The following is a 14,903-nucleotide window of genomic DNA, read 5'->3' as shown; positions in this document are numbered from 1 at the left end:
CCCAAGAAGACCGGTCCCGAGAGGCCCTGCCCGGTGGACACCCGTGAGTACCGGGCGCCCGGAGGGCGGACGGGGCCGCTCGGGACGTCACGGGCGGCCCCGGTTCCCGGGCGAGCGCCCTCTCACCGTCACCGCGTGTCCCACACCGGCTACGCTACGAGACTCCCCCCGTTCCGGAGGCCGTTCATGCCGTTCGACATCGTGACCGCCAACGCTCACCACATCCGGCAGCTCACCACCTGGGCCGACGAGGAGGGCTGGAATCCGGGCCTCACCGATGGCCATGCCTTCTTCCCCACCGATCCCTCGGGGTTCCTCTTCGGGCGCCTGGACGGCGAGGCCGTCGCCTCCGTCTCCGCCGTGCGGTACGGGAGCGGTTTCGGGTTCATCGGGTTCTACATCACCCGCCCCGAAGTCCGGGGGCAGGGCTACGGCATCCAGGTGTGGCGCGCGGCGACGGCGCGGCTGGCGGGCCGGAACGTGGGTCTCGACGGCGTCGTGGACCAGCAGGAGAACTACCGCAAGTCCGGGTTCCGCAGGGCGTGGAACAACATCCGTTACGAGGGTGTGCCGAGCCCGGACGGGCACGACGGCGCGGACGGGGTGGCGTTGGCCGATGCCCGTACCGTCCCCTTCGACCAGCTCGCCGCGTACGACCGGCGGTTCTTCCCCGAGCGGCGCGACGCCTTCCTCGCCTCGTGGATCGGGCTGCCCGACCGTGTCGGCCTGGTGGCCGTACGGGACGGCGCGCTGCACGGCTTCGCCGCCGTGCGGCCCTGCAGCGGGGCGTCCCGGATCGGGCCGCTGTACGCCTCCGGCCCCGGCGTGGCGGCGGCGCTGGTGCGCGGGCTGGCCGCGGCCGTGCCGGGCGCGCTCGTGGCGATCGACGTGCCCGACGTCAACCGGCCCGCCGTGCGCCTCGCGGAGCGCCTGGGGCTGACACCGAGCTTCGAGGCCGCGCGGATGTACACCGGGGAGACGCCCGACGTGGACCTCTCGGGGCTGTACGGCATCACCAGCCTCGAACTCGGCTGACGCCCCCGCACGCCGGCTCCCGCCCTTCGCCGGGGGCGCCTGATACCGCTCGGGCGGGTTCACACACCGCGCCCCCGCCTCACCCCGCCAGTGCCTGTGCCCGCGTCCTCCGCTCCGTCGTCGCGATCGTCGCCGAGCCGACCACGCGCGTCGCGTCGTACAGCACGATCGCCTGGCCCGGGGCCACTCCCCGTACCGGCTCCGCGAAGCGGACGTGGAGCGTGTCGTCCCGCAGCTCCGCGGTGACCGCGGTCTCACCGCCGTGGGCGCGCAGCTGGGCCGTGTAGGCGCCGGGGCCCGTGGGGGCGGTGCCGCACCAGCGGGGCTTGACGGCCGTCAGCGCCGTGACGTCCAGCGAGGCGGCCGGGCCGACCGTGACCGTGTTGTCGACGGGCGAGATGTCCAGTACGTAACGCGGCTTGCCGTCGGCGGCCGGGTGGCCGATGCGCAGGCCCTTGCGCTGGCCGACGGTGAAGCCGTACGCGCCGTCGTGGCTGCCCACCTTCGTACCGGACTCGTCGACGATGTCGCCCTCGGCCTTCCCCAGCCGGTTCGCCAGGAAGCCCTGGGTGTCGCCGTCGGCGATGAAGCAGATGTCGTGGCTGTCGGGCTTCTTCGCCACGGCCAGGCCCCGCCGCTCCGCCTCCGCGCGGATCTCGTCCTTGGTGGTGAGCGTGTCCCCGAGCGGGAACATCGCGTGCGCGAGCTGCCGCTCGTCCAGCACCCCGAGGACGTACGACTGGTCCTTGGCCATGTCGCTGGCGCGGTGCAGCTCCCGGGCGCCGTCCGGGCCGGTGACGATCGTCGCGTAGTGGCCCGTGCACACCGCGTCGAAGCCGAGCGCGAGCGCCTTGTCGAGGAGCGCGGCGAACTTGATCTTCTCGTTGCAGCGCAGGCAGGGATTCGGGGTCCGGCCCGCCTCGTACTCCGCGACGAAGTCCTCGACGACGTCCTCGCGGAAGCGCTCGGCGAGGTCCCACACGTAGAAGGGGATGCCGATGACGTCGGCCGCCCGGCGCGCGTCGCGGGAGTCCTCGATCGTGCAGCAGCCCCGCGCGCCCGTGCGGAAGGACTGCGGGTTCGCGGAGAGCGCCAGGTGCACTCCGGTGACGTCGTGTCCCGCCTCGGCGGCGCGGGCGGCGGCGACGGCGGAGTCCACGCCGCCGGACATGGCGGCCAGGACACGGAGGGGGCGCTGGGAGTTCTCAGTCATAGCTCCACCAGGGTACGGCCCGGAGGGAACCACATGCGTGTGAGTATGCGTTGTCGTCCATATGGACGAGCACGTGGACGAGCGCGCCGGGATGAACCCGGCCACCCGCGCGACGGCTGCCGGCGGCCCCGCCGCCGGGCCCGACAGCGCTGCCGACGGCCGCGCCGACGGCGGATTCGCCGGTGGTCACGGCCGCGGGGGCACCGCCGGCGGCCCGGGCGACGGCGGCCCCGGCGGGAGCCGCTCGGGTGGCGGCGGCCGGGGCGGCCGGCGGCGTGCGCCCGCGGACGGCCGTCGGCGGATCGGGCGCCGGGCGGTGCTGATCGGCGGCGCCGCCGCGGTGGTCGGCGGCGGTGTGGCGGCCCGTGACGAGCTGGAGCGGTACTGGTACCTGATGCCGGGCGTGGAGAAGCCGCGCAAGGAGGGCGAGCTGGACCACGCGGGCGCCCAGTGGGTCGCGGCCTCGCGCGCCAACTACCGTCGGGCGGACCGCCCGGAGGACTACACGATCGACCGCGTGGTGGTCCATGTCGTCCAGGGCAGCTACGAGGTGGCGCAGCGCGTCTTCCGCAATCCCACGCACGGCGCCGCCACGCACTACGTGGTCGGCAAGCGCGGCCAGGTGGCGCAGATGATCCGCGAGCTGGACGTGGCGTACCACGCGGGGAACCGCCCGTACAACGAGCGGTCGATCGGCATCGAGCACGAAGGCTGGGTGGACCGGCCGGAGTCCTTCACGGACGCGATGTACCGCGCCTCGGCCGAGCTGACGGCCGGGATCTGCGCGCGGTACGGGATACCGGTGGACCGGGAGCACATCGTCGGCCATGTGGAGGTGCCGGGCACGGACCACACCGACCCGGGGCCGCACTGGGACTGGGACCGGTACCTGAAGCTCGTACGGGAGGTGCGGCTCCCCCGGGACGGCGCGACGGCCCCCGGGGCGGCGTAGGCCCGCCCGCGGCGCCATGGGCCCCGCGCCGCGGCCGCGTGGGCCTCGCCGGGGACGGCTCGTCGGGCGGGATGCGGGCGGCCGTCACAGGGCACCGGCGCACCGCGTGCCCGGGGGGCCGTTCACGCCCGGCCCGCGCTCAGGGGCCCTTGGAGGTCGCCCCGCGTACTCAGCTCAGCCCGGCGCTCCTGGCGCGGTCCACCGCCGGGCCGATGACCTTCGCCACGGCCTCGATGTCGGCCCTGGTGGTGGTGTGACCGAGCGAGAAGCGCAGGGTGCCCCTGGCCAGTTCGGGGTCGCTGCCGGTCGCCAGCAGGACATGGCTCGGCTGGGCGACCCCGGCCGTACAGGCGGAGCCCGTCGAGCACTCGATGCCCTGCGCGTCGAGCAGGAGCAGCAGGGAGTCGCCCTCGCAGCCGGGGAAGCTGAAGTGCGCGTTGGCGGGCAGCCGGTGCTCGGGGTCGCCGCCGAGGACCGCGTCCGGCACGGCGGCCCGGACGGCCTCGACCAGCTCGTCCCGCAGCGCACCGATGTCCCGGGCGAAGTCCGCGCGCCGCCGTGCGGCGAGTTCGCCCGCGACGGCGAAGGCGGCGATCGCGGGGACGTCGAGGGTCCCGGAGCGCACATGCCGCTCCTGGCCGCCACCGTGCAGTACGGGTACGGGGCTGTGCTCACGGCCGAGCAGCAGCGCGCCGATGCCGTACGGCCCGCCGATCTTGTGGCCCGACACGGTCATGGCGGCGAGCCCCGAGGTGCCGAAGTCCAGCTCGGTCTGGCCGAACGCCTGGACCGCGTCCGAGTGGGTCGGCACCCCGAACTCGGCTGCCACCGCTGCGAGTTCGGGCACGGGCAGGATGGTGCCGATCTCGTTGTTGGCCCACATGACGGTGGCGAGGGCGACACTGTCCGGGTCGCGCTCGATCGCCTCCCGCAGAGCCTCGGGCCGCACCCTGCCGTACGTGTCCACGGGCAGGTACTCGACGGTCGCGCCCTCGTGCTCGCCGAGCCAGTCGACGGCGTCGAGGACGGCGTGGTGCTCGACGGGGCTGGCCAGCACCCGTGTCCTGGCGGGGTCGGCGGCGCGGCGCGACCAGTACAGGCCCTTCACCGCGAGGTTGTCGGCCTCCGTACCGCCGGAGGTGAAGACCACCTCGCTGGGCCGAGCGCCGAGAGCCGCCGCGAGCGTTTCGCGGGCCTCCTCGACGGTGCGGCGGGCCCGGCGCCCGGCGGCGTGGAGCGAGGACGCGTTGCCGGCGCGGGCGAACTGGGCGGTCATCGCCTCGATCGCCTCCGGCAGCATCGGAGTGGTCGCTGCGTGGTCGAGGTAAGCCATGGTGATCCCGATTCTACGAGCCGTACGCGCACGGTGACGCCGCCGGTGGCCGGGACCCCGGGCCGGGGCCGCCCGGCCCCCGCGCCGGACTCGCCGGGCCCGCGCGGACCGGGGCCCTCCGGAGCCCGTGGCCGGACCCGCCCGGGCCTCGCCACCGCCCGTCGGGACCTCGGAACCTCCGGCCGGGCCCGCCAGGACCGCCCCGCCCGGGTCTCGCCGCCCGGCCCCCGGCCGCCGCCCTCGCCGCCCAGCCCCGGCCGCCGCCCTCGGCGCTCCGTCGGCTCAGGCGCGCGGCGCCCGCGCCAACTGGCGGGACTGGCACACCAGCCGGTCCGCGCTGTCCCAGACCTCCGCGTCCTCCTCCAGGAAGCCACCCGCGAGGTTGCGCGTCGTGATCGCCACCCGGAGCGGGCCGGGCGCCGGACGGCAGCGGATGTGCGCGGTCAGCTCGACCGTGGGGGCCCAGCCCAGCAGGCCGAGGTCGAACGCGGTCGGCGGCAGCGCGTCCACCGTGAGCAGCAGCGAGACCGGGTCCGGGGCGCGCCCGTCCGCGAAGTCGAACCAGGCCCGTACCTCCCCCCGGCCCGACGGCTCGCCGAGCGCCCAGCCGACGGTGGCCGGGTCGAGCCGCAGCGCGAGCCGGTCGATCAACGCGAAGTCGCCGGGCAGTCGTGGACCGTCGTCGGGTGAGACACACCGCTCCGACGGCGGCATCACGGGCGGGGTCGCCGAGGTCCGTACGTCGTCGGGCAGGGCGGCCAGATCCCCGTACGAGCCGAGCACCCGGATCCGCTCGACCTCCCGGCCGTCCTCGCCCGTCTGGAACAGCGACGCCTGGCCGGTGGCGAGTGTGCGCCCGGCACGGACCGTCTGCGTCCGTATGACGGCGGGCCCCGGTACGGACGGCGACAGGTAGTGCGCCGAGAGCGCGAACGGGTCGGGGTGCGGCAGCGCGTCCGCCAGCGCGCGCCCCAGGACGGCCAGCAGGTAACCGCCGTTCAGGACGTTCGCCACCGTCCAGTCCGGCGAAAGGTCCGCGTCGTACACGCCTTCCCCCGCCGTGTTCTCTCCCGCCGCGTTCTCCACGGTCTCACGGCGGGTGACGACCGTGCTCCGGTCGAACTCACCGTCACCGACCGGTGCGCGGGTGACCGATGTCGGGGCTTTTGATGCCTGTGCCATGGCGGAACACGCTACAACACGGCTTTACTGAGCGGTAGCTTAGGTTGGTGAACACCGTGTGACGCATACGGCGAGGGCCCGCGGGTCCGGTGTGTGGACACCGGACCCGCGGGCCCGTCGTGCTGTGGAGCGCCTACTCGCCGCCACTCCCGCCGTTGGACGCCTCGGTCTCCTTGGAAGCCTTGGCCTCCGTGGTCTCCTTGGCCCCCTCGGCCTTCGTGGACCCCTTGGCCTCCGCCAGTTCCACCGTCTCCCGCGCGCCCGCGCCGCCCGCCCCGGGCGCCTGGTCGGGCGCGTTCTCCGGGTGGTGGCAGGCCGCCTGGTGGCCCGGTGCCAGCTGGATCAGCGGCGGCTCGGTCGTCCGGCAGACCTCCGTCGCCTTCCAGCACCGGGTGTGGAACCGGCAGCCGCTCGGTGGCGAGATCGGCGACGGCACGTCACCCTTGAGCAGGATCCGGTCGCTCTTGCCCCCGCGCCGGCTCGGGTCCGGCACCGGCACGGCCGACAGCAGCGCCTTCGTGTACGGGTGCTTGGGCGACTCGTACAGCGAGGTGCGGTCCGCCAGTTCGACGATCTTGCCGAGGTACATCACCGCGATCCGGTCCGAGACGTGCCGGATGACCGAGAGGTCGTGCGCGATGATCACGTACGTCAGGCCCAGCTCGTCCTGGAGGTCGTCCAGCAGGTTCACGACCTGCGCCTGGATCGACACGTCCAGCGCCGAGACCGGCTCGTCCGCGACCACCAGCTTCGGGTTGAGCGCCAGGGCGCGGGCGATGCCGATGCGCTGGCGCTGGCCGCCGGAGAACTCGTGCGGGTAGCGGTTGTAGTGCTCCGGGCTCAGGCCCACCAGCTCCAGCAGCCGCTGGACCTCCTTCTTCACCCCGCCCTCGGGCTCGATGCCCTGGAGCTTGAAGGGGGTGCCGACGATCCCGCCGATGGTGTGGCGCGGGTTCAGCGAACCGTACGGGTCCTGGAAGATCATCTGGACGTCGCGGCGCATGGGCCGCATCGCTCCCGCGGACAGGTGCGTGATGTCCCGGCCCTCGAACTCGACCTTGCCGCCGGTCGGTTCGAGCAGCCGGGTGATCAGCCGGCCCATGGTCGACTTGCCGCAGCCCGACTCGCCCACGACGCCCAGCGTCTCCCCGGGGCGTACGTCGAAGCTGAGCCCGTCGACCGCCTGGACCGCCCCCACCTTGCGCTTGAGGACGCCCTTGGTGATCGGGAAGTGCTTGACCAGACCGGTGACCTTGAGCAGCGGTTCGGCCGTGTCCCGGCCGCTGCCCCGGGCACCGTTCTGGTCGCCGCCCCGGTCCCCCTGCTGCGGAATCGTCTTCTTCGGCTCAGTCACAGCTTCGGCGCAATCTCTTCGGTCCAGATCCGTTCCCGCTCCGCGGGCGACATGTGGCACGCGGAGTGGTGTCCGTCCGTGACCAGCCGCAGCTCCGGACGCTCGGTGCGGGTGATGTTGTCCTTGGGCACGTCGGCGTACGGGCAGCGCGGGTGGAAGGCGCAGCCGGACGGGACGTTGATCAGGCTGGGCGGGGTGCCCTTGACGGGGACGAGCCGGTCGGTCTGCTCCCGGTCGATCCGGGGCATCGAGCCCAGCAGGCCCCAGGTGTAGGGGTGCTGGGGCTGGTAGAAGACCTTCTCCGCGGGGCCGCGCTCGATGCACCGGCCCGCGTACATCACCAGCAGTTCGTCCGCGATCTCGGCGACGACGCCCAGGTCGTGGGTGATGATGACGACCGCCGAGTGGAACTCCTTCTGGAGGTCCCGGATCAGGTCGAGGATCTGCGCCTGGACGGTCACGTCCAGGGCGGTCGTCGGCTCGTCGGCGATCAGCAGTTCGGGGTTGTTCACCAGCGCCATCGCGATCATCGCGCGCTGGCGCATGCCGCCGGAGAACTGGTGCGGGTAGTCGTGAAAGCGCCGGGCCGGCTCGGGGATCCCGACCCGGTCGAGCATCTCGATCGCCCGCTTCTTCGCGGTCTTCTTGTCGACGGCGTTGTGGACGCGGTACGCCTCCACGATCTGCGCGCCGACGCTGTAGTACGGGTGCAGGGCCGACAGCGGATCCTGGAAGATCATCGCCATCTTGTGGCCGCGCAGCTCGCGCACCCGGTCCGGGCCGGCCTCGACCAGGTCCTCGCCGTCCAGCCAGATCTGACCGGAGATCCGGGCGCGCTGGGAGTTGTGCAGACCCATGATCCCGAGGGAGGTCACGGACTTGCCGGAGCCGGACTCGCCGACGACGCCGAGGGTCTGGCCGGCCTTGAGGTCGAAGCTGACGCCGTCGACGGACTTGACTAGGCCGTCGTCGGTGTCGAAGTGGATACGCAGGTCCCGTACGGACAGGAACGCGTCGGCGGGGGCGCCCGCGGGCTTCGCGGCGGCCGTCTCCGAACCCGAGGCCGCGCCCGTACCGGTGTCCGTTCCCTTGCCGGTGTCCGTGTCCGTCTTGCGCACGTTGCTCATGAGAGCCTCACCCGGGGGTCGATCGCGGCGTACACGAGGTCCACCAGCAGATTGCAGACAACGATGAAGAAGGCGGCGACCAGGGTCACGCCCATGACGATGGGCAGGTCGCTGCTCTTCACTCCTGTGATGGCGTACTGCCCCATGCCCTGGAAGGAGAAGACCGTCTCGGTGATGACCGCGCCGCCCAGCAGCAGCGCGAAGTCCATGCCGAAGATGGTGACGAGAGGCGTGAGCGCGGCGCGCAGGCCGTGCTTGACGACCACCTGACGCTCCCGAAGGCCCTTCGCCCGCGCGGTTCTGATGTAGTCCTCGCCCATCGTCTCCAGCATCCCGGCCCGGGTGAGCCGGGCGTAGAGCGCGGAGTACAGGAAGGCGAGCGTGCACCAGGGGAGGATCAGGTTCCAGGCCCACTCACCGGGGTTCTCGGTGAACGGGACGAACTCCAGGTTCTGCCAGATCGTCCAGTGGTAGCCGAACAGGGCCAGCGAGACCAGACCGGTGAAGAACATCGGCAGCGAGACGCCGGCCAGGGCGACGGCCATGGCGATGCGGTCGAGGATCGTTCCCCGCTTCAGCGCGGAGAGCACGCCGATGGCGACACCGGACAGGACCCAGATGACCGCCGCGCCGACGGCCAGCGAGAGCGTGACCGGAACGCGCTGGAGGATCTCCGGCCAGACCTCGACGTGCGTCTTGAACGAGTAGCCGAAGCACGGTGCGTGGCACACCGAGGGGTTGGGGCCGAAGTTGTACTCGGCGCCCACCACGATGCCCTTGACGAAGTGCCAGTACTGGAGGTAGACGGGCTGGTCGAGCCCCAGGTTCTTCTTGATCGCGGCGATGGCGTCGGGATCGGCGCCCTTGCCCACGTACTGGGCGGCCAGCGAGTCGATGGTCTGCCCGCCGAGGCGGGGGACCAGGAAGAAGATCGCGAACGTGACTGCGCTGACCACCAGCAGCAGCAACACCGCGGCGAAGACGCGTCGGATGATGTACGCAGCCACAGCCGTGCGGTGTCGGGTCGTGCGGGCGGGATACGCCCGCACGACCCGACACCTTCACCTGCCTTTCGGGGGGTGCTGATTGATGTACAGGTGCGTGTTACGAGAAGTACGGATGACGGAACGGCCGTTGCCCGGCCGAGCCGGCCCTTACTTGGCCGAGCCCATCAGCACGTAGTCGTACATGCCCAGGTACGCCTCGGCGACCGTCACATTGGTGGCGGACTCGGGACGGTAGAGCAGGTTCTTCTTGTAGAAGAGCGGCACGACGGACGCGTTCTCGGCGACCAGCTTGTCGACCTCGCCCCACTTGGCCTGGCGCTGAGCGTCGTCGATGGTGCCGATGCCGTCCTGAAGCGCCTTGTTGATCTTCGGGTCGTCCAGCTCCATCAGGTTGGTGCCACCCGAGGGCTTGATCGCCGAACCGTTGACGATCTGGTCGAGGTAGCCGAAGCCCGACGGCCAGTCGGCGCCCCAGGCCATCATCATCATGCCGGCCTTGTTGTCGTGCACCCACTTGGGCGAGCCCGCGAAGTCGGTGAAGTACTTGTCCGCCGGGAAGGTCTTGATCTCGGCGGTGATGCCGACCTTCTTCAGGCTCTCCTGGAGCTGGGTGGCGGCGGTGACCTCGTCGGGACGGTCGGAGCGCGCGGTCAGCACGGTCTTGAAGCCGTTCGGCTTACCGCACTTGGTCAGGTGCTCCTTGGCCTTGGCCGCGTCGCCCTTGCCACCCGCGGACGGGTACGTGTCGAACTTCGTGTACCCGCTCACGGACGGCGGGATCAGCGTGGTGGCCACCTCGCCCTTGACCTCGCCGCCGATGGCGTTGACCATGCCGGCCTTGTCCGCGGCGTACTGCACGGCCTTGCGGCAGTCGGCGTTGTTGAAGGGCTCGACGTTGACGTTCAGCGCCAGGTACTGCGTGGCACCCGCGTACGGGTTGTCCGTCTTGGCCTTCTCGGCGGGCTTGACGAGAACCTTCGGCTGGGTCTTCGACTGGAGGCCGGTGCCCGCGATGTCCGCCGTGCTCGTGTCGGCCAGCAGGTGCTCGTCGACCGTGGTGGCGTTGACGTTGAACTTCAGCTCGATCTTGTCGGGCAGCGCCTTGCGGATCGGGTCCGACTTCGGGTCCCACTGCGGGTTGCGCGACAGCGTCGCGCCCCGGCTCTCGCTGTACGAGTCGAACTTGTACGGGCCCGAGGAGACGATCTTCTGGACGTACTCGGCGCCCTTGTCGGACTTCCGCGGCACCGGGGCCGTCTGCGAGAAGGCCGCGAGGTAGTCCATGTCCGCGAACGGCTTGGCCAGCTTGAAGACGATCGTGTAGTCGTCCGGGGTCTCGATGGACTTGATGCCCGCCTCGGACTTGTCCTTGTACGGACCCTTGTACTTGTCGCCACCCTCCAGGTAGGCCTTGAAGTACGTGGGGCCGTTGGACAGGGCCTCGGGCGCGAAGTTGGAGCGCTCGACGGCGTACTTGACGTCCTTCGCCGTGATCTCCGTGCCGTCCTCGAACTTCACGCCCTTGCGGATCGTGTACGTCCAGGTCTTGGCGTCGGGGCTGGCCTTGCCGAGCGAGGTCGCGAGGTCGGGGACGACCTGCAGGCCCTCCTTGCCCGCGGCGGGCTTGAAGGTGACCAGGGAACGCGCGTAGAGCCGGGAGAAGTTCTGCACCCAGCCGTAGTACGTGTTGCCCGGGTCCAGGGAGTCGGGGCCACTGGAGTGCTCGTAGGTGACCGTGCCCCCCTTCTTGTCCGACGCGTTGACGATGCCGGTCAGCCCGGCGTCGGCCTTGGCGGAGCCGCCACCCTTGCCGTCACTGTCCTTGTCGCTGCTCCCGCAGGCGGTGGCACCCAGGGCCAACGCGAGCGTCACGGCGATGGCCGATGCCGTCTTTCTGTTGTTCATCTCTGAGGAAAGCCCCCTCGGTTGACCGGTTGCGGCAGGGCCGCGATTACTTGCCACGCGGGTCGAGCGCGTCACGCAGCCCGTCCCCCAGCAGATTGAAGGCCAGCACGGTGATGAAGATCGCCATGCCGGGGATGATCATGAACATCGGGTCGACCTGGTACAGGTCCACCGCGGTGGAGAGCATGCCGCCCCAGGACGCCTGCGGCGGCGCGATGCCGACGCCGAGGAAGCTCAGGGACGCCTCGAAGAGGATGTTGGTGGGGATCAGCAGCGTCGAGTAGACGAGGATCGGCGCGATCAGGTTGGGCAGCAGCTCGCGGAAGAGGATGAACGGGCCGCGCGCGCCCAGCGACCTGGCCGCCTCCACGAACTCCCGCTCCCGCAGGCTCATCGTCTGCGCCCGCACGATCCGCCCCATGTACGGCCAGTTGAAGAAGCCGATGACGAAGATCAGCACGGCGATCCGCAGCGGCAGGCCCTCCAGGCCGAACGCGTTGCCCTGGAGGGAGGCCGAGATGGAGATCGCGAAGAGGAGGAGCGGGAACGCCAGGAAGGTGTCCATCATCCGGCTGATCGCGCTGTCCACCCAGCCGCCGTAGAAGCCGGCCACGACGCCCATGATCACGCCGATCACCACCGACAGCAGCGTGGAGCCGGCGGCGACCACGAGCGAGACCCAGGAGCCCTCGATGATGCGGGCCAGGATGTCGCGGCCGGTCTGCGGCTCGACGCCGAGCGGGTGGTCCCAGCTCATGCCGCCGAAGCTGCCCTTGGGGGCCAGGAGGGTGGGATCGACCAGATCTTGGTTGAAGGCGTTGGGGTCGAGCCCGAAGACCGCCTGGATCGGCTTGGAGAGCGCGGCGACGAGAATCAGCAGGACCACGACCACGCCGCCGGCCATGGCGACCTTGTCCCGCTTGAACCGCGTCCACGCGATCCGGCCGAGCGAGCGGCCCTCGATCTGCTTGCTCCCGGCGCCCTCCAGGACCGCTTCCGGCTGCGCCGTGGCCGCCGACCCGGTGGTCTCGATAGGTGCCGTCATTACGCTGGAGACCCCTCTCGGCCGACGGTGGCCGGCCCATGACCGCCGCTGTAGCGGCTCGTTCGCTGTCCGTGTGGAGCAAGTGACCCCACCACGGCGGGAACTGTGTTCTGTCAGCGCGTCGCACACAAGGCCGGGACAACTTGCTTGACGGAGTCTTCTGCCACGGCGCGATCACCCGCCAGCCCTCACGGGGAATGGTTGCCCAACCGTGATGCGATCAGAGGATTACCGTTATGCGGACGTGGAAATCACGTCAGCGGACCAACCCGGCCACTATTCCCCCACATCAAACATCCGGCGCAGATATATCCAGAGAGCCTGAAAAAGGGGCGAATTACTGCGCCTGACGGCCTTTTACGTGACGCCCAGCCATCGCGTCGCCGCCGTGAGTGCCCGAGGCATGTGGTCCGGACCATCGGCGCACGGGTGCGGTGTGCGGGTCGGGACGCGGCTCAAAATGTACGTTGCGGGAGCGGTACGTGTGGAGGGGCCGCGGGGCCGGAACGGCGTCCTCGCCACGCCGGAACGGGCCCGGATCGCGCGACAGGAACCCCCCGGCGCGGGGAGCGGACATCGGGGAGCGAACCCGAGGGCGGCACGCCGAGAGGCCGGACGCCGAGGGGCGGAGGGCCGAGGGGCGGGACGCTCCAAGGCCCCGGTGGGGTCAAGGAACCGGGGCGAGGGCCCGAGCGAGGCGGCTCCGGGCGCCCGCGGCCCCGGGCTCAGAACGCGTGTGACGCGGGCGGCGGGTAGCCGTAGCCCGGGGCGGGCGCGGCGGCGGGCGCGGGCGCGACATGCGCCTCGCGGTCGTAGAACGGCCGGGAGTTGGCCCGCAGCCACATCGTGACCGGGTCGTACTCGTCGGACATCGCGACGGTGGAGACGGGCAGTCCGTCCGGCACCGCCGAGACGGACTGGCTCATCATCGAGCGCACGGAGTCGACGGACGCCGGGCTCGTGTCGTACAGGTCGAGGCCGATCGCCAGGTACGGGGCGCCGAGCGACGGCTGCACCCAGGCGCGGCGCAACGAGCGGACGGCGGGCGTGCGGTGCGCGTTCTGGGTGAGCAGGGCGTAGAACTGCGGCAGCTGGATGGCCGGCTCGGACAGCCGCAGCGGCCCGGCGGGCATCCGGTCCAGGCCGGTGGCGATACGGCGCAGATCGAGCCACGGGATGCCGACGCCACCGCCGGCGGCGTGCGGATTGAGCCAGATCCCCCACCGGTCGGGATAGAGGATCCGGGCGATGTCCCGGCCGGAGACGATCTCGTGCGCCCGGGTCCAGCCACTGGCGGCGAGCTCCTGCCCGGAGGTGACGCAGGGGGCGTAACCCAGCCCGTCGACCTCCATGTTCCCGTACTGGGCGTCGGGGGAGCCGGCCTGGCCGTGCCAGAGCAGCATCCAGACGCCGCCGTCGGCGAGGGCGTGCAGGAGCGCCTCGTACGCGTCGTAGCGGCCTGGGGTCACCTGGCGCAGCATGTGCTCGACCTGCCCGGCCGCCGCGGTGCCTGACGCGCTCACTCTGGGTCCCGCCCCTCTTCGTTCCACCATGTCCGCCCCCGCGGGGGCCTCCGCCGGCCCGCACGACGGCAGGAGTCCCCAAGGTGTACGGCGCGGCGGCACCGCTTTCGCGGCACTCCCCCGTCATGAAACCAGCTTAGGCGGCCCTCACGGCACCGACTTGACGCCGGATGCGCCCGCCGCGTAGGCGGAACGGGACCGACGGTCCGCCGCACACGTACCCGCGATGCGTGACGGTATCCGTGACGGAGTCCGGAAGCGGTCCATACCTTCGCAGGATCTACGCGATTCCTCCCCGAGGCGGCCACCTCCGCGCCGTACGCCCCCTCGCCGTACGCCCCCTCGCCGTACGACCGCCTTGTCCGAGGCTAACGCTGGTAGAAGGGCCGCACCTTCGCCAGCAGCCAGTCGGCGACCGGGTCCTGGGCCAGGTCCAGCAGGACCAGGTTGACCGGCCAGGCGGCCTGCGCCCGGCCGAGCGCGCGGCCGAGCGCGTCCATCGGGGCGTTGCGGTCGCCCGCTTCCCAGGACGAGAGCTGGACGCCGACGACCAGGACCGGCGTCTCCCCCTCGACGCTGGCGAGGGCACGGCGGGCGCTGACCACCATCCCGGTCGCCTCGAACTCGGCCGCGGCGGCGGAGAGGAAGTCGACCGGGTCCTCCTGCCAGTCCGGCTCGAAGAGCCGCACCCGGCCGCCGCTGGCCGGACCGTCGAGCGGCGTCCGCCCGACCCGGCACAGCTCGGCGACGGCCCCGGGAGGCAGCGGCACGCCGACGGCGCCGCCGGGATTGACCGCGATTCCGAGCTGCGGGGGCAGGCCACGGGCGAAGTCCCGGGCCGGGGCCACGGTGAAGGACATGTGGGGGCCCACGCACTGGCGGAACTGCTCCTCCGAGCTGAACACCGGCACGTACGCGGCGCCGCCGATGTCGACCGTCGGCAGGTCGAGACTGCGGCTGTCGGGACCACCGCCGTTGGGCAGCGGCACCCAGATCCGACTCCGTCCGAGCACTTCGACGAGCCGTCCGCCCGCCGCGTCACTGCCGAGCGAGGCGACCAGTACCTCTTCCAACTCGTTGCCCGGCCACGCTGTGTTCACTGTTTACCCCTCCGCGCCGAAACCTGCCGGAGCACCCTAACGCCGCGCGTGCGAGCGGTGCAGCCACCCGACGGGGGCCTGGCGTCCGCACCACACCGCCCCGCTGACCGCCCCACTGTCCGCCTCG

General features: G+C 71.6%; 12 protein-coding genes. 2 read left to right on the top strand and 10 right to left on the bottom strand.

Translation table 11 applies throughout. The features are described from left to right. Positions 1–186 precede the first annotated feature (186 nt). Positions 187–1,035, top strand: coding sequence for a GNAT family N-acetyltransferase (locus IG02_RS0119700; RefSeq protein WP_030749521.1), 849 nt, complete (start codon positions 187–189; stop codon positions 1,033–1,035). Between the two features lie 79 nt (positions 1,036–1,114). Here IG02_RS0119700 and mnmA read toward each other — a convergent pair whose 3' ends face one another. Further along, on the bottom strand, positions 1,115–2,248 hold the full coding sequence (gene mnmA, locus IG02_RS0119695) for a tRNA 2-thiouridine(34) synthase MnmA (RefSeq protein ID WP_030749519.1): 1,134 nt from the start codon (positions 2,246–2,248) through the stop codon (positions 1,115–1,117). Positions 2,249–2,549: 301 nt separating this feature from the next. On the opposite strand from mnmA, the gene IG02_RS0119690 reads away from it, so the two are divergent. Beyond that, a complete protein-coding gene (locus tag IG02_RS0119690; protein ID WP_051765353.1) occupies positions 2,550–3,200 on the top strand; it encodes an N-acetylmuramoyl-L-alanine amidase in 651 nt (216 codons plus the stop codon). A 169-nt stretch (positions 3,201–3,369) separates the two neighbouring features. Here the strand turns inward: IG02_RS0119690 and IG02_RS0119685 are convergent, their stop codons facing one another. From IG02_RS0119685 to IG02_RS0119640, 9 genes are all read right to left on the bottom strand, one after another. Continuing rightward, positions 3,370–4,533, bottom strand: coding sequence for a cysteine desulfurase family protein (locus tag IG02_RS0119685; RefSeq protein ID WP_030749513.1), 1,164 nt, complete (start codon positions 4,531–4,533; stop codon positions 3,370–3,372). A gap of 282 nt (positions 4,534–4,815) precedes the next feature. Beyond that, the gene (locus tag IG02_RS0119680) at positions 4,816–5,715 is read right to left on the bottom strand and encodes a thioesterase family protein (RefSeq protein WP_030749509.1); all 900 of its coding nucleotides are present in this window, start codon (positions 5,713–5,715) and stop codon (positions 4,816–4,818) included. A 133-nt stretch (positions 5,716–5,848) separates the two neighbouring features. Beyond that, complete coding sequence (locus tag IG02_RS0119675) at positions 5,849–7,048, bottom strand: dipeptide ABC transporter ATP-binding protein (protein WP_051765351.1); 1,200 nt, start codon at positions 7,046–7,048, stop codon at positions 5,849–5,851. Positions 7,049–7,065: 17 nt separating this feature from the next. Continuing rightward, complete coding sequence (locus IG02_RS0119670; protein WP_051765334.1) at positions 7,066–8,196, bottom strand: ABC transporter ATP-binding protein; 1,131 nt, start codon at positions 8,194–8,196, stop codon at positions 7,066–7,068. Next, entirely contained in the window at positions 8,193–9,203 is a 1,011-nt protein-coding gene (locus IG02_RS0119665) for an ABC transporter permease (RefSeq protein ID WP_030749501.1), read from the bottom strand. The genes IG02_RS0119670 and IG02_RS0119665 overlap by 4 nt, the downstream gene beginning before the upstream one ends. 147 nt (positions 9,204–9,350) lie before the next feature. Next, on the bottom strand, positions 9,351–11,108 hold the full coding sequence (locus tag IG02_RS0119660) for an ABC transporter substrate-binding protein (RefSeq protein ID WP_030749498.1): 1,758 nt from the start codon (positions 11,106–11,108) through the stop codon (positions 9,351–9,353). 46 nt (positions 11,109–11,154) lie between these two features. Then, positions 11,155–12,153, bottom strand: coding sequence for an ABC transporter permease (locus IG02_RS0119655; protein WP_030749495.1), 999 nt, complete (start codon positions 12,151–12,153; stop codon positions 11,155–11,157). 725 nt (positions 12,154–12,878) lie between these two features. Beyond that, entirely contained in the window at positions 12,879–13,676 is a 798-nt protein-coding gene (locus IG02_RS0119645; protein WP_030749493.1) for an enhanced serine sensitivity protein SseB C-terminal domain-containing protein, read from the bottom strand. Positions 13,677–14,044: 368 nt separating this feature from the next. Beyond that, entirely contained in the window at positions 14,045–14,776 is a 732-nt protein-coding gene (locus tag IG02_RS0119640) for an enhanced serine sensitivity protein SseB (RefSeq protein ID WP_030749490.1), read from the bottom strand. Positions 14,777–14,903 lie beyond the last annotated feature (127 nt).

Origin of the sequence: Streptomyces sp. NRRL F-5135 (genome assembly GCF_000719775.1) — a bacterium.
GTDB lineage: Bacteria > Actinomycetota > Actinomycetes > Streptomycetales > Streptomycetaceae > Streptomyces > Streptomyces hebeiensis.
Note: the sequence above shows the minus strand (reverse complement) of the source record. Positions and strands in the feature narration are given on the sequence as shown.

Bases quoted from the DNA above. Each gene is read 5' to 3' on its own strand.
- IG02_RS0119655 (WP_030749495.1), bottom strand. From the start codon at position 12,153: ATGACGGCACCTATCGAGACCACCGGGTCGGCGGCCACGGCGCAGCCG.
- IG02_RS0119685 (WP_030749513.1), bottom strand. From the start codon at position 4,533: ATGGCTTACCTCGACCACGCAGCGACCACTCCGATGCTGCCGGAGGCG.
- IG02_RS0119680 (WP_030749509.1), bottom strand. From the start codon at position 5,715: ATGGCACAGGCATCAAAAGCCCCGACATCGGTCACCCGCGCACCGGTC.
- IG02_RS0119670 (WP_051765334.1), bottom strand. From the start codon at position 8,196: ATGAGCAACGTGCGCAAGACGGACACGGACACCGGCAAGGGAACGGAC.
- IG02_RS0119660 (WP_030749498.1), bottom strand. From the start codon at position 11,108: ATGAACAACAGAAAGACGGCATCGGCCATCGCCGTGACGCTCGCGTTG.
- mnmA (WP_030749519.1), bottom strand. From the start codon at position 2,248: ATGACTGAGAACTCCCAGCGCCCCCTCCGTGTCCTGGCCGCCATGTCC.
- IG02_RS0119700 (WP_030749521.1), top strand. From the start codon at position 187: ATGCCGTTCGACATCGTGACCGCCAACGCTCACCACATCCGGCAGCTC.